Here is a 21,429-nt window from a genome sequence, read left to right as displayed (position 1 = left end):
ACTAGAAAATGCGAATCTCTCCACCCCCTCGATGTTGGTTCAAACCAACCGGCTCGGCAATCAAAGCTCGGCATTTGCTGCAGGTGAGATCCAACCCAGGTGACGATCGATGCGCAACATTCCTCCGGGAGTGGCGCAGCCATCACCGCTAACCTTTGCATTGCTCGAACGCTGCGCGTGCGGATCGGCAACACGGGCACCGAGCATGTGGACCGCGGCTTTCCAGCAGCCTCCGGCTGCTGCGCTAACGCGCCATCCTTCGGATGGGAAATCCGCTCCGCCGGCATGCCAAGCGCAGCAGCCTTTCTGAGGAGACAGTCTAAGGCCAGCTTCATGCGAAAATGATCTCTTCGATCGTGATGGTCGATGCCGGCACCTCTTCCGCTTCTTCTGCGCCATCGATCAATAGCACGGCATGGTGTGAGCCTTGGGACGCGAGCCGATCGACGAGAAGACAGCCGGCGCGATCTTGGTGGCGCACTCTGATCGTCACTGATGAACTTATTCGCTCATTTCGATAGACCGAAGGCTTGGAGCGTTTCTCCGCGGCCGCCGTTACACGGTCTCTCTCTATGGGGCGCAATGCTACTTGCGGCGCGATCGGGCCTCGTGCCGATTGAGCTCCAGCGGCACCTTCGCTATCAGCATGGGAGCCGCCAACTCCGCTGCGAACTTTCCGAGCCAGCTGGCGGGCGTGGGCGTCGGTAAAGCTCCCCTGCGCGGCGCATATAGTCTCGACGGCGTTGGGCTGCTCACGCCAAGCCTGGTAGAGTTCATACACAGCACGAATTGACGAGCCGGCAAGCTTCGACCGGAGAAATTCCGGCATACTTTGGACCGACGCGTAGCGAGACACCCAGTCTCTGGGCTTGCCGAGCTTGCGCGAGATGTCCGCTTGGCTATCACCCTGCCCCAAGCGGTCCGCAATGAATGCCGCAATTTCGGGGGCATTGAGGTCATCGCGCTGGATGTTCTCGATCATCTGAATGTAGCGATCCGCAGAACCAACGGCATGAATCAAGGCCGGGATTTCACGGAGCCCGGCGCGCTTGGCAGCGCGATACCGCCTCGCACCCATGACGATCACGTACCGGCCTTCATCGGTCCCTTGCCGCAGCACGATTGGTTGCAGCACGCCATGCTGAAGGACCGATTCCGCAAGCTCATCGAGCTTCTGCTCGTCGAAGCTGCGACGGGGCTGGCCTGGATCTTCGTCAATGCGATCGATGGAGATGGAAGTCGGTCCCCGGGTTGCGGCGACACCATCTTCCGCGGCGTCGATGAGCTGCTTAAAGCTGAGATCAAGCGCCATGTGCCGTCTCGTTCATCTGCGCGACGATCTTGGCGAGAACATCACGGATTTCGCGACCAGCCTCCTGCGCAGAGCGGCGCTTCAGCTTCCAGACCGGCAGGCGTTCCGCGACCGCTTCGGCGTAGCCATCCCTTGCAACGATCTGGCCGGGGAACACGTATTTGCCGGCCTCGCGCAGCAGTTGCTCAAGATGCGTCCTTTGACGGGGCGATTTCGTATTGAAGTTTGAAGGCAGCAATCCGAGGAACTTCGTATCCTGGCGGCCATAACGTCTCTGCACGCCGATCACGGTCTGCATCAGACCTTTGACGCCCTTGATCGAATAGTCCTCCAGATAGATGGGGGCCAGCACATGCGACGCCGCAACCAAACAACCAACACTGCGTAGTCCAAGTGATGGAGGCGTATCGATGACGCAGGCGTCGAACTGATCTGACGCGATAGCGAGATTCTCTTGCAGAGTCGTTATGGCGGCGGCATTGCTGCGATCAAGATCAGTCAGCGAGCTATCGGCTGGCGCGAGTGTTAGGCCTTCGTCTTCTCGAGGTGCGATCCGTATCCCCGGCTTGAACAGATCCGCGGCTAACGTTGAACCGGCATAGTGCCTCAACGTATCCGACGCGTTACTCTGTGCATCCACGTCGATCACGAGAACGCGGAGATTCGCCTCCGCCATGAACCAAGCCAAATGCACAGCAAGCGTCGTCTTGCCGACCCCGCCCTTTTGATTGTTGATGACAATGGTCTTCATCTCAAAATCCGGAATGGGTCTGGCGGCGCTGGGTTCATGTCCTCGTCCATCGTTTCGTGGAGGTGTTGGTTTGAACCAACAGCGATTGCGAATCCGATCACCGGAACGATCCCGAAATTCGCCCGGCGAATCCCCTGCCAGAAGAGTCAGGTCAGTACATCGCCAACGTAAGGAACAAATTCCGGCAGGGGCGGCTGGGACCGTGCTCGTTGCTGGACCACTGCTGTCGACACCGTCGCGAGAGGATCGTCACGCGAATGCGCGGAGACCGCTTGCGGGCTCCGGGAGCGCCGCCGGGCGGCGCGAGTAGAGCTGTCCCCGGAGGGGCTCGCCCAAACGATCAACACAGTATCACCGGTAGACTGGCCTTATTGGCCGGGGCCCCACTCTCCTTCTTAAGCATTGGCGCCCATTCAATTCGGCCAATTCGGGGGGGCATGTACTGGATGAAAGTCGTGTCTGAGGGCTTAGGCGTTCTGAGTTTTATGCTTTTGCTCGCTAACATTATAGGCATCTGGAGAGCAGTTGCAGTCTACCGAGTTCTAGCTGTCGTACTCATAGCTCAGGCCGTCATGTCCTCTCGGTTATTGCCAGTCCTCGTAAGGATTGGATTGAGCCCGCAATAACCACGGAATTGGTCGCCCTTTGTGCACTCGAAAGGGAACGTGCCTCGGGCGCGAAGGCTCTAGACCCGGCGACAAACCAAGCAATCGTGGGGAAAACCCTATTCTGCAAGCGCTCCGGAAAACTTGCCAATCCTTGCAGAGTAGCGCTGCGAATCCCTGATCTTCGATTCAGCATCGCCGCATCGAGCTATCGGCGAAGCCGACCCTGTTCAGAGAAGTTTCGCTGATCCGCAATTGGGGTCGATCGGCACGAATGGCCAGACCATGGTGCAGACCATCGACGGCAGTGCAGAGGCAGTCGAAGCGTTCGAACGGCTAAAACGTACCAAGCGGAGGCGCGATTATGCTGCTGCGGGCGGAAAACTGTCATAGTCTGGCAATTTTTCGGGGATTACGGCATCTGCTTGTGATGCCGACTCTATCTGTTCCACGACCTTGATGTCAGACGAGCAAAATCGAAACAACACGGAGCTCGTCCGATGACGACTGCCAATGAGATCGCTGAAAAGATTGCAGCCGAGAACGACCTGACAAAGGCTCAGGCGAAGTCCATTGTCGATAGCGTGTTCAAGGCCATCGCTGATGCAGCCGTAAGCGGAGCCGAGACCAGCCTTCCTGGGTTCGGAAAGTTCAAGGTCAAGGATAGCCCTGCCCGTGAGGGTCGCAATCCCTCGACCGGCGCAGCGATTGCGATCGCAGCCTCGAAAAAGCTGACGTTTACACCTGCCAAAGCCATGAAAGATGTTCTGAACGGAGCAGCGGCCCCTAACGACGGTGCCTCCTAAGATGCAAGACGAGGGGGCTTATGCCCCCTTCCCCGGCTGCAAGCGCTTCGTCGCGTTGGCGGATGAGTTCGGCTAGCTCGAGCTCGAGCGTCTTGCGCTCCGCCGACGTGAATACGCAGTCGCGCAGCTCGGCTCGCAATTCTTCAATGATGTCGATGGTCATGATCGCATCTCCAGTCGAAGGGAGCGGGCCCCGCCTTGCGGCGGAGCCCACTGGCTGAGCCTCAGTCCCGGTTCGGCCGGGACCAGATCAGTTGGAGGCCTTCCGCACCTTCGACCTCGGTCAGGGTGGCGTAGATCGGGGCGGGGAAGCTCGGATCGTCCAGCTTGACGGAGAGGTAGTCGCGCTCGGTGTCCTTGGCGGTCTTCTGCCAGGCCGCACCCAGCTCGACGTTGCCTGAGTAGATGCGGAAGTGCGGTCCCTTGTCGGAAGGGTTCTCGACGCGGATCAGCTTGGCCTTGACGTTGAGGTTGAGCGTCTTGATCGCGCCGGAGAAGCCATTGCCGGTGGAGGTGAAGGTGCCGATGGTAGCCATTGTCTCATTTCCTCGGTTTTCTCGGGCCGCGCCTATCGCGACCTCGATGGCGGTCGTGAGACCGGAGGCGATCGACCTGCACCCAAAGGGCCGAAATGAAATGGAGGGCGGCCGGCAGCGACTTTCTTGGACCGCGAGGAATGGCGCGCAGCGCCAGGGGAAGAAAGTCGAGGACGGGCGTTGCAGGGACAAGATCGAGAGCCCGCAAAGCGGGATCGGCCTTCGGTCAGACCAGCCTCTATCGAGGACGCAGATGGGTGCGCCCGTCGCGAAAACACATGGAATAAAGGCAGGTGGCCCTATCGGCTATTCGGGTCTCAACGCAACGGGCGTCGGGCGAAACGTAGTTCACCTCAGCAGGCCACCTAAGTGCCGCGTCATCCCTTACGAAGGGAACCTGTCGCTGTCAGCAACATCGACGCACCTGTCGAAGTGGCCATCCCAAGATCGATATCGAGGCTGCCGACGTTCTCGCCATGCGGCTGCAAGTCCGTCCCCCGCATCCACGCGACCGACACTGCGAGGCGTGAGACAGATGCTAGCGTCGCTGGACTTGCGGGCCGCCGAGTCCGGGGCGATTCCACCGGCACGCGCGATGGAATGAAGCTCGGCGTGCGGGTTGCAACGCCACAGCATTGGTGCGGGTTGTGAGCACGATCGACGTCAACAGCGATCCGGCTGCCAGGCTCGATTTCGGTTCGAACGTTACTTGGCCGGCGGCCGCAGCGGGCTATCCGCCCATTTCCCGGCGGCGGGATCGAGCAGCGGATCGTCTTCGCAGGCCAGGCAGACGTAGCGCGGCCGGCCCGGCGCGATGTCGTCGGGCACAGCCGTCATCGGCTTCCCGCACTTCGGGCACAGCTTCCGGCTCAGGTAGAACGGAGTCATGGTTTTTCCCTGCCGGGCACCAGCTTAGTTCCCAGTGCGCCGCGAGCACAAGTAGATCGCCGAAACTTGTCTGTATGCACCAGACCGCTTGACGTGGAGCGCGTCCAGCATTGAAATCCGGCTTTCAGTGATGTTGCGGGGGGTGGCGTCGTGGAAGAATTTTACAGGAGCTTCGCGAAGCGGGCGCGCGATCTGGCCGAGAACGCGGACCCGTTCACCAGGCGGCGACTACTCGACCTGGCCCAGCGATACGATCTCAAGAGCAAACCAGGATCACCCGGCGGACGGTCCATCCCCCCGCCGCGCGCAACGCCACCGACAGTGCTGTTCGCCGGCTCCGGCGAGTCCTAGCGAAAAGGTCGCAGTGCAGATCGTGGGCCGCTCAACCGCCACATCGTGGGCGCATCGTTAGTCGATGTTCTGCCGCTCCCCGTCTCCTTCCTTCACATCGCACCAGGGTGCCTCCCGCGCCCTCCGGCGGCGGCATCGCTTCTATCGAACCATCGAACACTTCAATCGCGCCCGCAGTGCAGTTCGCGTCCCGCGGTTCCGGAGACGCAGTCGCAGGGCGTCGGAACGCCCGCTCGCTGCTAGGAAACCTGTTTATCATTCGCAGTCTTTTGCTTCTTCCAGAGCGCCATGATCTGCGGTCCGATGGAATAATTGCCGGCCCTAGCTTTCGCCGTAAGACCCCGCAGGTATCCGCCCGGGCTTTTGACTTCCGCCGAGCGTTGCAGGATCGCGGCGACCGTAACCGCTGCATCGCTCTCTCCCATCGCGTCCACGGCGTCTTCCCAGGCGCTCGGGCTGACCCCCAGCGCCGATCGAACAACCGCGGCCGTCGCGATGAATTCGGGCCAGCTTCCGATTCCTGTCCGCGAGTACATCGCGATGTCGGGGCAAGCTTTGAGGATCAGCCCCAACGGGAATCCCGTCGTCTGTTGGCTCCTCCTCTCCGGCACTGGTTGGGTTTCACCGATCGGCCCCCCGCCTTTTTGAGAGGCTGGTTCAAGTTCAATAGAGGGGTCTGGATTTGAATTCTGATAGTGCGCGCCAGAATGGCTGTCATTGCCGTCCGTTTTCTGTGCAGAGAGATGGGAATCCAACAGCTTGCCCGCCTCTGCGGCGAGACGCTCCAGGCTTTCGGCAAGAGGTTCGAGGAGGCCCAGCCCGACCACGCGCGGCAAGCGGCCACTGAGGCCGGCGAAGCGCCTCCGGACACCCACCCAGTCGCCCTGGGCCCCCTCCTCCGCCGCGACGGCAATCATCTTGGCGATATCCCGCCGGAGTATCGAGACACGCTCGCGCGCCAAGGCAATGGTGCGACGCTCGAGCCTCACCTCGTCGGCCAGACGATCGAACTCATCGGCCCGCGCCACGATCGGCGTCAGATCGAACCCGAACGCCTGCTCGATTGTGCCATCGCCAGATCGCCGAGCGTATCGCTTTCCGTTGGGGCTATCGCGGCGGATGATGAGTCCCGCGTTGACCAGCGCGAAGAGATGCCGGCGGAGCGTGGTCCCTGCCATGCCGTGCGTACGCTCGCTCAGAGACGCGTTCGAGGGAAAGACAACGAGGTTGCCAGGGGTGAGAGCCGTCTCCGGTAGACACGTCAGCAAGCCGTTGAGCACGGTCAACGCACGATCCGAGATATCGAGCCGCTCCCTCGCATCGGTGATCGCGCGGAAGATCTTCCACTTGTGAACTACTCTGTCTTCAGGGCATGCCTTCGCGGCCGCCTGGCTCGCCACCATGGCAAGCGTCAGCGTCCGCCGCCCGAAGGGCGTCGTTGGGTGACTGTCGGTCATGTTCTTCGCCTTTCCAGGCAAAGAAAAAGCGCTCGGCGAATCGATACCGCAGCAAATACGCTTGACTGGGATTCGCGTCCGTGATTCTCTAAGGCTGCTTACACGTTAGAGAAGGCTTCCGGGCGGAGACGTTTCGGGGGCCTTTTTCTTTGCGTTCTACTCCTCTGTTAAAAATCGATACGCCTACTGATCGCGCGGCAAGCCTTCTTTGCTGGCTGCGCCATGTTCTGCAGGAGCCTCGGGAAGCGCGCCTACGCAGTTCCCTTGAGGTACTCCACGTAGAGTTCACCTAGTCGCCCTACGACGAATTCGCCGAAGCCCGGGGCGACCTTCTCGTTTACCGCGAGGGTGGTTTTTTCCGTTTTCCGGTCGATCGAGGCGACTGCCTTGCCGTCGGCCGATGTCCAAGACTCGGGTTCCGTTCGCTGCGGCCTGGGCGCAAGCGCTGCGCAAACGGCAAGGAAGCGCGCATCTGAATCTTTACTGCGAAAGGGCTGGCTCGAGATCAGCGGCGCCAAGTCGCCGATTGCATCCCTCCCCTGGAGCAAGGCTTCGAGCTCCATCCACCGTCTCCGGCCAGTTTTCGGCGCTGGGCCGATTGCCTCGATCAACGCACGCGGAATGGCGCGGCCGACCGAGATCAGGCGGGAGAGTTCGGTCTTGTCGACGCTGAGGGCGGAGCCGATCGTGTCGCGCTTGAACTCGCGGTCCTCGAGAGTGACGGCGTATATTGCCCTCTCGATGAACGAAAGATCCTTCCGTTCGCCGTTCTCCTTGCCTTGCGCCACCACGAGCTCTTCGTCGGTCATCTTCCTGATGACCGCACGGACCGGCCTTCCGAGCGCCTTCAGCGCCCTCACCCGGCGATGTCCGTAAGCCGTCTGATAGCGGGCCGGCTGACTCGGATGAGGACGCAGCAGAACGGGAACGAGCTGGCCGTTGGCGGAGATCGATTGGACCAGAGCCTCATGCTCCTCGTCCGTACCAGGCATCCGGTCGGGTACGATCGATGCGTCGATCAGCGAGGGATCGATTTCGAGCACTGTCTCGCCATTGGCGAACCGATCGGCCAGCGCTCTCGCCGCTTCGCTCTCGGCCGACAGTCGCTCAAGCGATCGGCCCATCGCTCCGACGACCCCACGCCCGCCGAGGGTCGGCTGGGGTGCCCTCCCCTCCTCCGTCCGCGGCGCGCTCGGAGCGGCTTGCACGGCATCGTTCAGCAGATCGCTGAGTAGGTTCTTGCGTCCCATCAGGCTCTCCCCCAGGCCGCTTGCATGAGATTCTGGATCTCCCCATTGACGCCGTCGAGCGACTCCATCGCGCGGTCGTAGGTCGATCGCGTGAACTGTTCGCGCGGCACCTCGTAGAGGGTCTGCTTGGTGATGCCGGCGTCGCTGATCGCAGTGCTTTTCAGCATCATGTTTGTGATCATGCGATCGCCGAAAAGCGATCTCATGAATCCGACCATCTGCGCCTGGGGACCATCGCCAGGTTCGTAGCGAGTGACGAGATATCTCATCCAATCGTAATTCATGTTGCCGCCGGCTTTCGCGACGACTTCCAGCAAGTCCGAGGTCATCAGGAGAAATTGCGACATCGACATCACGTCGAGCATCTGGGGATGCACCGGGATGAGGACCGCGGTCGCGGCGCATAGCGCCGACAGCGTGAGAAATCCCAGCTGGGGCGGACAATCAATGACCACGGCGTCGTAATTCGCCTCCACCGACCCGAGCACCGTCGCCACCCTAGCGAAGAAGAGTGGATCTCCGGACTGCCGCTGGGCCAGAGCCTTGGGCGTCTCGTGCTCGAACTCCATCAGTTCGATGTTTGCTGGCACGATATCCAGGAGCGGGAAGTAGGTCCGTCGGATGATGTCGCTCAGTTCGCGGCGGCTGTCGTCGTAGCGGATGGCACCATACAAGGTGCCGTTCTCTTCGACGTCGAATTCGGGCTGGTATCCATGTAGCGCCGACAAGGACGCCTGAGGATCGAGGTCGACGGCAAGAACGCGATATCCCTGCAAGGCGAGGTGCTGGGCCAAGTGTGCCGCGCTGGTGGTCTTGCCGCTGCCTCCTTTGAAGTTGACGACGGCTATGACCTGCAGGTGCTCTCCTTCCCTGCGCGTCGGCAGATATCGGCGCGAGGCCTTTCCGGTCTCGTCGAGATAAGTCCGAAGGGCCTGGATGTCGCCCAAGGAATAGAGTCGTCGGCCGGCCGGCCCGATCTCGGGATCGGGCCCCTTCTTCTCGAGCGACAACTGCCGCAAATAGGAGTCGTTCACGCCGATCAACTTGGCCGCTTCGCCGGACGAGAATCGACGTAAGGTTTTGGCGGCTTTCGGCGGGAAGAGTTTCAGCCTGTGGGCGACAAGCTTCGCCGACAGCTCGCGAGCGTCCGCAGCGATCAGTTCATGGATCGCGCGAGGCTCATTTAACGCCGAATGATCGGCGGCAGTTTGTTCCGTCAAAGACACGGCGGCATCTCGTGGTTACGACATTTTGCCGAAAACTCTACATTCGGCGTTAGTAACTCCGATTCTGTATCGCTCGGCAATGAAGAAAGGGTTAACGAGACATTAAGGCGGGACGGCGCTGGCTAGGCCAACGAACCAGTCGTGCAAAGGCCGAGCTCTGCGTGTATCGCGATTCAACGGGGCAGCGACAATGCGGTCGCAAAGCGGTCCCCCCGCTCTCGGCGAAGTTCGCCCGCAATCACCGTCAGCTATCTAAAACGTGGCGTCGGCCAGACTGCTCGACGTCGAACTCCTCAAGCACCGCAGGAGTCGTTCGGCGCCACCAGCTACAACATCGCGGCTCCCTCGCCGCCAAGCATCCTGCCGTGGAAGACCCCTCCACGTTCAGAAATCATGACGGCGCCATGAAGATTTCTTCCGCCGAGCAGTAGGCGGCTGCCAGCTCAATGCAGTCTTTGTCTGGGATAGAAAATCTTTGAAGCGCGCGTGATGGAAGTTCTCGGCCCGTGACGAGATGAAGGAGCTTACGATCACAAAAGGAAAGCCCTTCTCTCTAGGACTTCCGAGCGACACACCGGGCGTCGCCAACTTTCTTCGTGGGCTGAGCCGGCTTTGGTCCTTTCGAGCCACTCTACTCCCCGCATCGTCTGCACCAACCGCAAGACGATGCCCCATGTCGGCATCGAGCCAGCGCAGAACCTCATCGCCATCAAAGATCGGCCCGACCAGAGAAGGGTGCCTATCGATCTAGTCTCGCACCAGCCGGACATTGGATGACGGCCGCGAGCCGAACACCTTCATGGGCGTATTTCCGAGGACCTCATTCGGACCACCCAAGCGAACTCTCACATCTTCGACCTGCCCGCGGCCCATGCGCCCCATTAGAGTCGAATTCCAAAAGGCTTTCAGCGGAAGGGCCGGCCAGTCAGCGGAAGGGCCGGCCAGGCTCTTACCAGACGTGCCCGCCGCAGCTGTGATCGAACATGTTCCCGAGACCAATCTCGGAATTTTCGATTTTCGGTCGGCCCAGGCCTGCTGGTCAAAGAAACCTTGCCCACAGATTGTCGAGTTTGGCGAACCGGATCGGATGTGGAGGGCTCCACCCATCAAGGTCTGGCCCCTTCTTCCAGCCGCTTTTTTCTAGAGCGAGGGACCGCGTGATGTAGTGCATTGGAAAAGTTGACCGCGGTCAACTTTCCCAAGGCACCGAAGGCCGGACTTCCCTCGTAATCCTGCGCGAAGTCAGCACCTCGCCCAGTGTAGGAACCCTACCTCGCGCGAGCACTATCCGGTATCATGACACCTGTTCGTGCCCCCTTTGCGCTTCCGGACCCGAAAGTTGACCGCGGTCAACAAGCTGGAGAAAATCTGAGCATCAGTGCGCGACCTCGAATCCCAGGGGCAGGCTCTCCTTTGGAGCGAAGATTCATTCCGCGCCCTAGGGGGCCTGGTCCGATTTAGCGAATCTCGAGGTCGCAAGGCCATGGAGCCGCACCAGCGTACTGGTCCGAAGGAAAGTCAAAGGCGGAGGAACTTCAATCGGCGTTAACCATCCGATGCCGCTAAACCACCCGTGAGGAGACAATTGGGGTCGGCCTTCAAGTGGTGTATCCGGCGTGCTATATAAGGATACACAGCGGCGGATAGAGGAGCGCCCGATGGCTTTCCATATCAAGAATCCCGAGACCGACGCGCTGGCCCGCAGGGTCGCCGCGCTCAAGAAGATCGGACTCACCGAGGCCGTGCATACGGCGCTTGCCCACGAGTTGGAGCGCGAGCAGGGCAAGCCCTCCCTGGTCGATCTGGGCGTACAGTTCTGTCGCGATCTCCGGGCCAGGAGCAATCCGCAAAAGGGCAAGCCCGCAGACAAGGCGTTCCGCGACGGCCTTTACGGGGACGATTGATGTTTATCGATGCCTCGGCGCTGACCGCCATGCTGACCGACGAAAATGAAGCGCGGGAGCTGTTGGCGCGCCTTCATCAAGCGGCTACGCGCCTGACCTCGCCGCTGGCAGTGTGGGAGGCTGCGATTGCCGTAGCCCGAGTGCTTGATCTTCCCATCTCTGAGGCTAGCGAAGCGGTCGAGAGTTATCTGGCGCTGATGGAGATCAAGTTGGTGCAAGTGCCACCCGAAACGGCCCGGATAGCGCTCGACGCCTTTGACCGTTACGGCAAGGGGCGGCACCCGGCACGCCTCAATTTCGGGGACTGTTTTGCCTATGCCTGCGCTCGCCACTTAGGGGAGCCTTTGATGTTCAAAGGCACCGATTTCCCGCAGACTGACATCGAAGCTGCATGATGCCGTCGGCGCAGGAGTGCTCAGGGGCAGGTAGGTCGGGAGATACAAATCCTGGCCGACGATCGGCCGGCGTTTAGAAGAGCAGGGGCCTTCCGAAGAAGGCGGGACTGTCTCAAACCATCAAAATCGATGGCAGCACACGACCCTGTCGGATGGCGCAACTGGCTAGGGTTAGCGCTTGATTTCAGGCCCTGGGCCGCGGAAGCCACTGACTTTGTGTTCTGACGTCCAATCTTGTCGATAAGAGAGGCTAGCAAGACAACAGAAAGCGGCTGTCGCTATGACGGAATCTATCTGCCTGATAGATTCCGTTTCAACCGCACCTATTAAGGTTATCAAGCCCTTGCTCTTCGGCTACAAAACGCCAGATCCGTTGCCCTGGGCCGCTATTGCTGGCCCGCTTGCGACCGCCGAGGACGCGCTTGCCCGGCTCGACGAGCGCCTCGCAAAGAGCCCAATTCGGGATGGGTGGATCAGCCGAAACCACTTCACCGATGCCTGCGCCAGTCTATGGCTGGAGGGCGAACTCGTCCACCTCGAAGATCTGGTTCTCCATGACGCCGGCATGGATATCCGCGCACCGACCCATGAGCTGACTCGGGCACGCGCCGTACTGCGCGCCCGCCGTCGCATCGTCCGGGAAAAGCCCAACTGGGCGTTGTCACCGGCGGGCCTTGCCGCCTTGCGCGGCCTGGACGGGACGGGCGACCTGGATGAGGTAGGGGGCGAGCGCGAAGAGGGTGGAGCAGGGGATTGCGATGCGAGGGAGGCCGGCGATGTGCTGGAGGCAGCGCTCGCACCAACCGCAAATGACGATGGGCTGTCTGAGGCGCTCGCTGCCGTCGATGCCGCGATGGCCAAGACCGATCGCGCCCTCGCCAGCGATAGCCCGAGTCAGTTCCGTCGCGCGACCGATCGCGATCCGCTGGTCTACGACATCGATTGGGACGAGGACGCGCGCCTAGCCGCCTGGCGCGACAGCCTTGATGAAGCCCGCAGCCTGCCGCCGACGCTCGCGGCGGCCATTGCCGCCGATGCATGGCGCAGCATCGAACCGCTACAGCACAGGCCATGGCTCGGCCAATTGCTAGCGGCGGCACTGTTGCGTCAACGCGGTAAAACACGCTCGCACCTTGGCTGCCTGCACGACGGGCTGAAAACCATCCCGCGCGAGCGGCGCCGGTCGCGCGACACCGCGACGCGGCTTGTAGCGGAGCTAGATGCGATCACGGCTGCAGCCGAGGCCGGATTGAAGGCGCACGATCGCTGGCTCAACCAGCGCACTCTCCTCCTTCGGAAACTAACCGGTCGCCGATCGACTTCCAAACTGCCGGCGCTCGTCGACTACGTGTTGACCCGCCCGGTCGTCTCTGCCGGCATGATCGCTGAAGAATTGGGAATCACGTCACGCGCGGCGTTGAGCCTGGTGATCGAGCTCGGCCTGCGCGAGGCCACCGGGCGAGGGCGGTACCGGGCTTGGGGAATCGTCTAGGAGACCTCGGGGCGGCCGATACAAACCGCACCGCGCTCGAGCGGTTGGCCGACATGCGCGCGTTCAAGATCTTAAACATCGTCGTCTCTGTCTTTTGTCAGGCGAAGGCCTCGCCAATAGCGAGGCCTTCTTGCGCAGGGTTTCAGTCGCGGCTCGGGCGAGACCAGATGAGCGAGTGGCCTTCCTCGCCTTCGATCTCGACCAGCGTCGCGTAGATCGGCGCCGCAAAGCTCGGGTCATCGAGCTTGACCGAGAGATAGTCGCGGTTCTGCTCCTGAGACTTCTTCTTCCACGCGGCGCCGAACTCGGTCTTATGCGGTGCACCGCAAATAGAGAGCGTTTTTAGATTGGCGGCGCGGCACCTACGCTTCAAAGTGGGCCGCTGTGAGTGCGCCGGTAATCTAAAAACGTGTTGGACGAAGCCGCCTAGTGCGCCGGTGCCGCTATGGAAATTGGATGCTGCTTCCCAGCGGACAGCGCCGTCGCTGTGGCTTCGGGAAATGCTGGATGCGGTCTTGATCGCGAAACATTCTAATCGAGATATGTTCTCCCGTGCGGAAAGACCGGCGGCGCTTGCGCTTGGAGAGCTTGATGCCAGAAGCGCGACAATAGGATGCCTGCTGCCAATCTTGGCAGATTGAAAGAACGGTGATCAATGATTGGAAAATCTCGACCGTCATGAAGTGTCCGGAAAAGGTGGGTCTTGTGACGCAACAGGCGCGAGCACCTCGATGCACACCATCTGCCCTTGACTGCAAAAGGGACATTCCCGCAGGGAAACTCCGGTCAGCTCCTCGACCTTGTCGCGATAATCGCGCTCTTCCTTCGGTTTTACCGGCGTATCGGACTGCTGCATTCCGAGCAGTTCGCGGCAGCGGGCGAGCTTTTGCTTGCGGTAGCGGTTACCCATGAATCCGTAATAACGGATGCGCTGAAATCCCTCGGGCAAGACATGGACGAGGAAACGCCGGATGAACTCGCCGGCCTCGAGCGTCATCACCTTTTGCCGGCTCTCGTTGCGATAGTCTTTCCACCGGAAGCGTACCTCGCCATCCTCGATATCGACGATCCGGTTGTTGGCGATGGCCACCCGGTGTGTGTAGCGTCCGACATATTCCAGAACCTGCTCAGCGCCCGCGAAGGGTGGCTTGGCATAGACCACCCAGTTGACCTGGCGAGCGGGATCCAGATAGCGCCGGAATGCGACGGGATCGTGCAGCCGTTCCAATGACGAAAAGAAACGCAACTCGCCGGCATCGAATGCCCTTTGCAGACTTTCGAGAAACAGTCGGCGGAAGAGTCGGGAGAGCACGGCGACTGGCAGGAAGAAGCTGGGACGGCACGCGATCCAGCGGCTCCCGTCCGGCGACAGCCCGCCACCGGGCACGACGCAGTGGAGATGGGGATGATGGCTGAGATTCTGACCCCAAGTGTGAAGCACCGCGAAAAACCCGATCTCCGCGCCGAGATGTCGCCGATCGGCAGCGATGGTGCGCAACGTCTCGGCGGCTGCGTGGAACAGGATTTTGTAGACCGTGCTGGCATTCTGGAAGGCAATCGCGGCGATCTCGCCGGGAACGGTGAAGACGACATGGAAATACTGCGTATCGAGTAGCTCTTCCCGCCGAGCCTCGATCCATTCCGCTCGGGCGAGCCACTGACACTTGGGGCAACTGCGAGAACGGCAGCTGTTGTATGCGATCCGTCGTTCGCCACAGCGGTCGCACTGTTCGATATGGCCTCCGAGCGCTGACGTTCGGCAGCGCTCGATGGCAGTCATTGCTGCGCGCCGTTCCGTCGATAGCGAGGCCCAGTGCTGCTCTCGCCAGGCAGCACCGTAGCGGCGGAATATATCCGCGACCTCCGGACCTGAGCGGCCCATGAGATCGGCCGTCAGAAATGTTCTGGCACTGGCGGCGAGGAGGCCTTGGGGATTGGACGTGGCAGCAGTTCAAGCGGACTCGTCGCCGCGCAGACCTTGTTGGTAGAGATCCGAAGATACTGAGCGGTCGTTGACAGGCTGCGATGGCCGAGCAGGAGCTGGATGGTGCGGAGATCAGTTCCGGCTTCGAGCAGGTGCACCGCAAATGCGTGCCGCAGCGAATGCGGCGTTACCGGCTTGGAGAGTTTCGACACCCGATGTGCCTTACGGCAGGTGGCATCCACGGCGCTTGTTGATATCGGCTCTCCAACAGAAGCGCCGGGAAACATCCATACCCCTGTGGGCCGCACGGCGCGCCAATAGTTCGTCAGCACCTCCAGCAACTTGGCCGAGAGCATGACGTAGCGGTCTTTCTGTCCCTTGCCCTGCTCGACGCGCAGCACCATGCGCTGGCGGTCGATAGCCTCAGGCTTCAAGCGGGTGGCCTCAGAAATACGCAGGCCAGCGGCATAGCATGTCGTCAGAATCGCCTGGTGCTTGAGACTTTCGATACAGCCAAGGAAGTGCAGCACCTCCTCGGGGCTGAGAATGACGGCCAGTGTTTTTGGCGCCTTTGGGCACGGAATGATCTGGTCGAAATCCCAATCCAGGCCGAGCGTGACGCGGTAGAGGAATCGAAGCGCTGCGACGGTCACGTGCACCGAACGTGGCGCTAGCTTCTTCTCGTTCGTCAAATAGACCTGGTAAGCGCGGATATCCTCCGGGCCGAGCAAAGCTGGCGATTTAGCGAAATGCCGGGCGAACTGCGAAACCTGCAGCAAATACGAATCCTGCGTGTGTTGCGACAGGTTGCGGACCTGCATGTCTTCCATCATGCGTAACCGAAGCGAGGTCATAGCGAACTCCTTGACAAGAGGGACGCTGCGCGCGGGCAGCAACACCATCTTGCCAAGGGCAAACGCTTCTGAAATGTGGTGGATTACGTCGGTGTCCGGGTGGTGCCGGGGCAGAGGCACAGGCTGGCTTCAAGGGAATACCCCGCGCTCAACGCGGGACACCCTCCCGCGGAGCGGGTTCGTCCAAGGCAGATTATGCGGAGCAGAGCGTTATGCGGAGCGGTGTGCCGTGAACGTAGGTTTTTCGGGACTTTGTCCAGCGCGGCACTCCGCATAATCTCGTGAAGAGGAGCCGCGGCGCCCCGCGCGAGGCGAGGCGTCGCAAGCTTGCGGATCACCGCGACCAGACCAATGCGTAGCCGTCATCGACCGCGACGAGGTTGGCGAAGATCGGCGCCGGGAAGGATGGGTCGTCGAGCTTCACCGAGTGGTAGACGGTGTTGTTGTCCTTGGAGGTCCGCTGCCACGCGGCGCCTATCTCGACGTCGCGGAACATCACGCGCAGGTTCGGAGCCTTCTCGTTCTCGGAGGGTTCGGTCGGAAGCAAGCGTGCCTTGATGTTGAGCGAGAGCGTCTTGATGGTGCCGGTGTACGAGCCGTCTTCGGCGCGGGTGAAGGTGCCAATCTGAGCCATGGTAATCTCCTGTTGCTGTTCCAAGCCCGCGACCATCGCGGCCTTGATGGCGATCTCTGAGCGCCGCAACGACCGTCCCGCAGCCTTGGCCCGCAGCGAAGCGGAGGATGGCGGATTGAGCGATCTTGTTGCCTCGCGAGGAATGCCGCCGCTTGGCGGCAGGGGAAGAAGATCGCGAAGAGCCATTGCGGGTAAAGGTCGGTGAGCGCAGCGAGCGTATTGTGGCGCGCGATCCGCCAGCAAAAAGGCCGCTATGGACGTGGGCCCAACAGCCCGACAGGAGGGCACCGGCTCAAAATCTTCAACCGCGGTGATTGCGACACCACCACGGCAACAGGAGCGCGATCGAGGCACGGCGGTTGGATTCCGCCGTCCCCGATCCAACGGAGAAGTGCGCGATGCTCATCCAGATGAGCACCGGCATGCCGCCGCGTCGGATCTGACCCAAGGAATGCCGCAGTGACAGTAGTCAGCTCGGCGTCTCTCACCCCGAAGATAGAGATGTGTCCTCCAGCAGCGAGGCGATCAGCGCGTCTGGTGCCTTGAACCGTCCGCGGCGCAGCTCGGGCAGAATGACCGCTTCCACCGCCTCGAGCTTTTCGGATGGATCCATGCGGAGGTAGACCTCGGTCGTGCGGATGTCGGCATGCCCGAGCCACAGGGCCCACTTTCCGGATGTCGCGAGTGGCCTGTAGCATGATGACCGCGCAACTATGCCGGAGCTGATGCGGGGAGACGCTCCGATGACGCAGCGATGTGCAGGTCTCGGCCGCCTTGCTGACGTGCTTGTCCAGCACATACTCGAAGCCCGCACGGGTCATGGGCTCATTCTGTGCATTGACGAAGAGCTCCGGGACGCGAACCGCGCCCCTGACGCTCAGCCAGGCGCGGAGATCTCGCGCCGTTTCCTTCCAGAGCGGCAAGCAACGTTCCTTGCGGCCCTTACCCCGGATCATCACGCTCGCGCCGTGTTGGAGCGACAGGTTTTGGGTCAGGACGCCGACCAGCTCCGAGACCCGCAAGCCTCCGGCGAAGCAGAGGTGCATCATTGCCCGGTCGCGCACGCCGGATCGTGTGGCAAGATCGGGGGCGTCGAGGATCGCGCGAACTTCCTCCATCGTCAGATGGCGGATGAGCTTCTGATCGTGGCGTTTGACCGGGATCGCATGGACCCGGCCGATCTGCTCCAAGGCGGAGGGCACCTTGTGTTCCACATAACGCATGAACGTCTTGATGGCGGCGAGTCGCAGGTTGCGCGTGGCAGCTCAGTTCCCTCGCTCCTGCTCGATATGGGCTAAGAAGGCGACGATCAACGGTGCGTCGAGGTCCTCGATCGTCAGCAGTGATGGGCGGGTGCAGAGCCGCTTCGCGGCGAAGTCGAACAGCAGCTTGAAGCTGAACGCGTATGTCTCGCAGCTCTGTGGACTGTAGCCCCGCTGGTGGGGCATGTAGTCGCGCAGGAAGCCGGTGATGAGAGGGGCGAGTTTCGTCATGCGACGCTCTCCCCGACCAGCATTTCCGCCGCCGAGGCGATATCCATCATCATCTCCGGCGTCGCCTGGAGATACCAGTAGGTGTTCCGGATATCGGCATGGCCCAGATAGGTCGACAGGGCTACGAAGTGCCGGGCGACGGCACTACGTTCAATGCCGCATTGCTCCAGAACCCGGGTTGCGAAGGTATGCCAGTAATTCCGCTGGCGGAATTACCGGCATAGTTCCGGCACCGCGATTATTCCGGCAACCGGCGGCGAGCTCCCGCATTTTCCGGGGGATTACGCGAGGGTGAGCGCATCGTTGGCGGGATAATCAGACAACCTGCCGTCTCCCATTGGGGATCGTTCCCCGGTTTTGAGGAGACGGACGATGACGATTACTCACAACGGTGCTGCAACGGCGTCAGGTCAACGCGTCTGCGTCGGGCCGCTGGCTTGTTACATCGATAGATTCGCGGAGTTCCTGGTTTGTGAGGGTTACCCCTCGCGGACGGTAAAGGTGAAGCGAGCTCTGGTGGCGGATCTCAGCCGCTGGCTCGCACGACGTGGACTGCCGCTGGCAAGACTTGATGAGCAGAGGCTCAAGCAGTTTCACGCCTACGATCGCCGCTCGCTCCGGCGCGGCGATGTGTTTACCGGCCATCAGTTGCTGGAGTTTTTACGCCGCCGCCTCGGAGTCATCTCTTCGTTACCACAAAAGATGGACCGAACCGCTCTCGATCGGATCATTCGAGACTACTGCAGATTCCTGAGTTCGGAGCGCGGCCTGGCACGTGCGACGGTGGTTTGCTATCTGCCGATAGTGAGGAGACTTCTGACCGAGCGCTTCGGGACCAAGTCGCTGCGCCTTGAGGAGCTGCGCCCAGCGGACCTGAATCGCTTCATTCTTCGTCAAGGACGGCGCGTCAGTCGCATTCATGCCCGGATGACAGTCACGGCGCTGCGCTCGTTTCTGCGTTTCCTGCGCCAACGTGGGGCCATCAAGACTGACTTGGCCGCCGCGCTGCCCGGGGTAGCTCACTGGCGATTGTCTCACATACCCAAGTCGCTACCGCCGGGACAAGTCGAGCAACTGCTCCGCAGCTGTGATCGCTGCACGCCGTCCGGCCAACGCGACTACGCTATCTTGCTGCTGCTGGCTCGACTGGGCTTGCGCGGTGGAGAAGTCCTGGCGATGACCTTGGACGACCTGGACTGGGAGCACGGCGAGATGATTGTGCGCGGCAAGGGTCAGCGGTTGGAACGATTGCCATTGCCCAGAGATGTCGGGACGGCCCTGGTTCACTATCTTCGTCACGTCCGTCCCGCGTGTTCGTCGCGCAATGTCTTTATCCGATTGAAGGCTCCGCTGCGTGGCCTTCGCCTCACCGCTATTTGCTGCGTGGTTCGCCGCGCCCTCAAACGCGCTGGATTAGATCCGGATTTCAAAGGGGCGCACCTGTTGAGGCATTCCCTGGCGACCACGATGTTGCGCAGAGGCGCATCCTTGGGCGAGATCGGTCAACTCCTCCGTCACAAGCAGCCGACAACCACGCAAATCTACGCCAAAGTCGATATCAAGGCGTTGCGCGGCATTGCCCTTCCCTGGATGGGAGGTGTTTCATGAACTCGTTGCGAACCGCGCTCGATGAGTATCTCGGCGCCCGTCGCGCTTTGGGACACAAGCTCATTCTGACAGGACGTCTGTTGCGGCGATTTGTTGACTTTGCCGAACACGCGCACGCCGATTACATCACGCCTGAACTGGCTTTGAAGTGGGCAACCCAGCCGGCCCACGCACAGCCCTCTCAGTGGGCCAACCGTTTGGGGATGGTGCGCCGTTTCGCCCGGTATTGCTACGGCAACGATCCGCGGACCAAGGTGCCGCCTCCCGACTTGCTTCCCCATCGGTATCGTCGGGTCGCGCCCTATATCTACAGCGACGAGCAGATCATCCGTCTATTGAAGGCGGCTCGACGGTTGCCGTCCACAAACGGCTTGCGACCGCACACCTATGCCACGCTATTCGGGCTGTACGTTGCCACCGGTCTGCGAGCCAACGAAGCATTGTGCCTGCGTCGTGAGGACGTGGACCTCGCTAACGGCGTGCTGACGATCCGGGATACCAAGTTTGGCAAGACGAGATTCGTGCCTGTGCATTTATCCACGCGGCGGGCTCTGGAGCGCTACGCGAAGCTTCGGGATCGCTTGTGCCGCACGCCCGCCAGTCCCCACTTCTTCCTCTCCGACCGCGGAACCCGCGTGACGTATGACATGCTGCGATGGACGTTCGTTAAAGTCTCCCATGAGATCGGCCTGCGCGCTCCCGGCGACTCGCACGGCCCCCGTCTGCATGGATTCCGTCATCGGCTGGCCATCAATACGCTTCTCAAATGGTATCGCGGCGGGATCGATGTCGAGCGCCGTCTGCCCACGCTTGCCACGTACTTGGGGCACGCACATATCACTGATACCCAGTGGTACTTGACGGCGACCCCGCAGTTGTTGCGCTACGCGCTAAGACGAGTGGAACGATCCGAGCGGAGGGCCCGTCCATGAAAGGTGCCAGCCAGTTCCCCGTTCTGTTGGAGTCATTCTTCATGGATCGCCTGATGCGACAGCGGCAGGCAAGTCCCCACACGATCGCAAGCTACCGCGACACCTTTCGCTTGCTGATGCAATATGCACAGCAACGGCTCCGCAAAACCCCTTCGCAGTTGGTTTTACCGGACTTGGACACGGCATTCCTCGGCACGTTCCTCGATCATCTTGAGAAAACACGCGACAACAGCGCCCGTAGTCGCAATGTACGTTTGGCCGCTCTTCATTCGTTCTTTCGCTACGTTGCATTGCATGCGCCCGAGTACAGTGCTTTGGCGCAGCGTGTGCTTGCCATACCCAGCAAACGCTACGTGCGACGACCTATATGCTTTCTCACCGCGGTCGAAATTGATTTTCTGCTTGCCGCGCCAGACCTCAACACTTGGAGTGGACGACGTGATCGAACTCTGTTGCTGCTCGCTGTGCAGACCGGATTGCGCGTATCAGAGGTGACCGGCCTGCGCTGCGAGAACATCGTGCTGGGTACAGGCGCACACGTGCAGTGCTTGGGGAAAGGACGGAAGACAAGATGTACTCCGCTTCGCAGAGAGACCGTTACGGTTCTGCGCGCGTGGTTGCGAGAACGGCGTGGTCAACCCTCTGATCCGGTCTTTCCAACTACCCGCGGTCGGGCCTTGGGCTCCGACGGTCTGGAGTACTTGCTCAAAAAACATCTTGCCGTCGCTCGTCGTCAGTGCCCCACGTTGACCAAAAAACGCGTCACGTTCCACTCCTTGAGACATTCGCTGGCGATGAACCTTCTTCGCCACGGCGTCGATCGCTCCGTCATCGCCCTCTGGTTAGGGCATGAAAATATGGAGACGACTTCCATTTACCTGCAGGCTGACATGCGGCTGAAGGAAAAGGCGTTGGCGATGACTACAGCCACACGGATCCCCGCATCTCGCTATCGGCCGAGCGATCGCGTCCTCGCCTTCCTGCAAGCTCTCTGATTATTCCGCCAACGAT

Annotated in this window: 21 protein-coding genes and 3 pseudogenes; 9 read left to right on the top strand and 15 right to left on the bottom strand. The window is 61.0% G+C overall.

Annotated elements, in window-relative coordinates:
* Positions 1-331: 331 nt before the first annotated feature.
* Together NLN62_RS49355 and NLN62_RS49350 are read right to left on the bottom strand one after the other, a co-directional pair.
* Positions 332-1,312 carry a ParB/RepB/Spo0J family partition protein gene (locus tag NLN62_RS49355; protein ID WP_254114044.1) on the bottom strand — a complete coding sequence of 327 codons (981 nt, stop codon included), beginning with the start codon at positions 1,310-1,312 and terminating at the stop codon, positions 332-334.
* Entirely contained in the window at positions 1,302-2,063 is a 762-nt protein-coding gene (locus tag NLN62_RS49350; RefSeq protein ID WP_254114043.1) for a ParA family protein, read from the bottom strand. The genes NLN62_RS49355 and NLN62_RS49350 overlap by 11 nt, the downstream gene beginning before the upstream one ends.
* Positions 2,064-2,953: 890 nt before the next feature.
* Here NLN62_RS49350 and NLN62_RS53795 point away from each other — a divergent pair.
* The gene (locus NLN62_RS53795; protein WP_371933161.1) at positions 2,954-3,061 is read left to right on the top strand and encodes a hypothetical protein; all 108 of its coding nucleotides are present in this window, start codon (positions 2,954-2,956) and stop codon (positions 3,059-3,061) included.
* 107 nt (positions 3,062-3,168) lie between these two features.
* Positions 3,169-3,474, top strand: coding sequence for an HU family DNA-binding protein (locus NLN62_RS49345; RefSeq protein ID WP_254114042.1), 306 nt, complete (start codon positions 3,169-3,171; stop codon positions 3,472-3,474).
* On the opposite strand, the gene NLN62_RS49340 is transcribed toward NLN62_RS49345, so the two are convergent.
* From NLN62_RS49340 to NLN62_RS49330, 3 genes are all read right to left on the bottom strand, one after another.
* Positions 3,455-3,637 (bottom strand): hypothetical protein, encoded by a 183-nt coding sequence (locus NLN62_RS49340; protein ID WP_254114041.1) that lies wholly within the window; start codon positions 3,635-3,637, stop codon positions 3,455-3,457. The two genes, NLN62_RS49345 and NLN62_RS49340, sit on opposite strands and share 20 nt — an antisense overlap.
* Positions 3,638-3,698: 61 nt before the next feature.
* Positions 3,699-4,010, bottom strand: a complete 312-nt coding sequence (locus NLN62_RS49335; protein ID WP_018273795.1) for a DUF736 domain-containing protein — start codon at positions 4,008-4,010, stop codon at positions 3,699-3,701.
* 705 nt (positions 4,011-4,715) lie between these two features.
* Positions 4,716-4,898 carry a zinc ribbon domain-containing protein gene (locus NLN62_RS49330; protein WP_254114040.1) on the bottom strand — a complete coding sequence of 61 codons (183 nt, stop codon included), beginning with the start codon at positions 4,896-4,898 and terminating at the stop codon, positions 4,716-4,718.
* 150 nt (positions 4,899-5,048) lie between these two features.
* Here NLN62_RS49330 and NLN62_RS49325 point away from each other — a divergent pair, with 150 nt between their 5' ends.
* A complete protein-coding gene (locus NLN62_RS49325) occupies positions 5,049-5,249 on the top strand; it encodes a hypothetical protein (protein WP_254114039.1) in 201 nt (66 codons plus the stop codon).
* 239 nt (positions 5,250-5,488) lie between these two features.
* Here NLN62_RS49325 and repC read toward each other — a convergent pair whose 3' ends face one another.
* The 3 genes from repC to repA all read right to left on the bottom strand — a co-directional run bounded on the left by repC (position 5,489) and on the right by repA (position 9,176).
* On the bottom strand, positions 5,489-6,706 hold the full coding sequence (gene repC / locus NLN62_RS49320) for a plasmid replication protein RepC (RefSeq protein WP_256576107.1): 1,218 nt from the start codon (positions 6,704-6,706) through the stop codon (positions 5,489-5,491).
* A 251-nt stretch (positions 6,707-6,957) separates the two neighbouring features.
* Complete coding sequence (gene repB / locus NLN62_RS49315; RefSeq protein ID WP_254114037.1) at positions 6,958-7,956, bottom strand: plasmid partitioning protein RepB; 999 nt, start codon at positions 7,954-7,956, stop codon at positions 6,958-6,960.
* Positions 7,956-9,176, bottom strand: a complete 1,221-nt coding sequence (gene repA, locus NLN62_RS49310; RefSeq protein ID WP_326905470.1) for a plasmid partitioning protein RepA — start codon at positions 9,174-9,176, stop codon at positions 7,956-7,958. Before repA ends, repB begins: the two co-directional genes overlap by 1 nt.
* Positions 9,177-10,840: 1,664 nt before the next feature.
* On the opposite strand from repA, the gene NLN62_RS49305 reads away from it, so the two are divergent.
* From NLN62_RS49305 to NLN62_RS49295, 3 genes are all read left to right on the top strand, one after another.
* Positions 10,841-11,086, top strand: coding sequence for a type II toxin-antitoxin system VapB family antitoxin (locus NLN62_RS49305; protein WP_050631543.1), 246 nt, complete (start codon positions 10,841-10,843; stop codon positions 11,084-11,086).
* The gene (locus NLN62_RS49300) at positions 11,086-11,481 is read left to right on the top strand and encodes a type II toxin-antitoxin system VapC family toxin (RefSeq protein WP_254114036.1); all 396 of its coding nucleotides are present in this window, start codon (positions 11,086-11,088) and stop codon (positions 11,479-11,481) included. The genes NLN62_RS49305 and NLN62_RS49300 overlap by 1 nt, the downstream gene beginning before the upstream one ends.
* Positions 11,482-11,761: 280 nt before the next feature.
* Positions 11,762-12,973, top strand: a complete 1,212-nt coding sequence (locus NLN62_RS49295; protein ID WP_254114035.1) for an RHE_PE00001 family protein — start codon at positions 11,762-11,764, stop codon at positions 12,971-12,973.
* Between the two features lie 142 nt (positions 12,974-13,115).
* Here the strand turns inward: NLN62_RS49295 and NLN62_RS49290 are convergent.
* From NLN62_RS49290 to NLN62_RS49260, 7 genes and pseudogenes are all read right to left on the bottom strand, one after another.
* Positions 13,116-13,280, bottom strand: a pseudogene (locus tag NLN62_RS49290) (DUF736 domain-containing protein); the annotation flags it as partial.
* A 136-nt stretch (positions 13,281-13,416) separates the two neighbouring features.
* Positions 13,417-13,653 carry a hypothetical protein gene (locus NLN62_RS49285; protein WP_254108369.1) on the bottom strand — a complete coding sequence of 79 codons (237 nt, stop codon included), beginning with the start codon at positions 13,651-13,653 and terminating at the stop codon, positions 13,417-13,419.
* On the bottom strand, positions 13,650-14,855 hold the full coding sequence (locus tag NLN62_RS49280; RefSeq protein ID WP_254108368.1) for an IS91 family transposase: 1,206 nt from the start codon (positions 14,853-14,855) through the stop codon (positions 13,650-13,652). Before NLN62_RS49280 ends, NLN62_RS49285 begins: the two co-directional genes overlap by 4 nt.
* Positions 14,856-14,866: 11 nt before the next feature.
* Positions 14,867-15,751 (bottom strand): site-specific integrase, encoded by an 885-nt coding sequence (locus tag NLN62_RS49275; RefSeq protein ID WP_254108367.1) that lies wholly within the window; start codon positions 15,749-15,751, stop codon positions 14,867-14,869.
* A gap of 334 nt (positions 15,752-16,085) precedes the next feature.
* Entirely contained in the window at positions 16,086-16,385 is a 300-nt protein-coding gene (locus tag NLN62_RS49270; RefSeq protein ID WP_254114032.1) for a DUF736 domain-containing protein, read from the bottom strand.
* 484 nt (positions 16,386-16,869) lie between these two features.
* Positions 16,870-17,878, bottom strand: a pseudogene (locus NLN62_RS49265) (tyrosine-type recombinase/integrase).
* Positions 17,875-18,069, bottom strand: a pseudogene (locus NLN62_RS49260) (integrase); the annotation flags it as partial. The pseudogenes NLN62_RS49265 and NLN62_RS49260, both read right to left, overlap by 4 nt.
* A gap of 181 nt (positions 18,070-18,250) precedes the next feature.
* Between NLN62_RS49260 and NLN62_RS49255 the strand changes: the two are divergent.
* The 3 genes from NLN62_RS49255 to NLN62_RS49245 are packed head-to-tail and all read left to right on the top strand — an operon-like array spanning position 18,251 to position 21,413.
* The gene (locus tag NLN62_RS49255) at positions 18,251-19,486 is read left to right on the top strand and encodes a site-specific integrase (RefSeq protein ID WP_254108752.1); all 1,236 of its coding nucleotides are present in this window, start codon (positions 18,251-18,253) and stop codon (positions 19,484-19,486) included.
* Positions 19,483-20,418, top strand: a complete 936-nt coding sequence (locus NLN62_RS49250; protein ID WP_254108751.1) for a tyrosine-type recombinase/integrase — start codon at positions 19,483-19,485, stop codon at positions 20,416-20,418. The genes NLN62_RS49255 and NLN62_RS49250 overlap by 4 nt, the downstream gene beginning before the upstream one ends.
* Positions 20,415-21,413: a tyrosine-type recombinase/integrase gene (locus NLN62_RS49245; RefSeq protein WP_254108750.1), complete on the top strand. Its 999-nt coding sequence runs from the start codon at positions 20,415-20,417 to the stop codon at positions 21,411-21,413. The genes NLN62_RS49250 and NLN62_RS49245 overlap by 4 nt, the downstream gene beginning before the upstream one ends.
* Positions 21,414-21,429: the final 16 nt, after the last annotated feature.

Source organism: Bradyrhizobium sp. CCGUVB23, from assembly GCF_024199885.1.
Classification (GTDB): Bacteria; Pseudomonadota; Alphaproteobacteria; order Rhizobiales; family Xanthobacteraceae; genus Bradyrhizobium.
The sequence above is the reverse complement of the archived record's forward strand: the minus strand, read 5'-3'. Positions and strand labels throughout refer to the sequence as shown.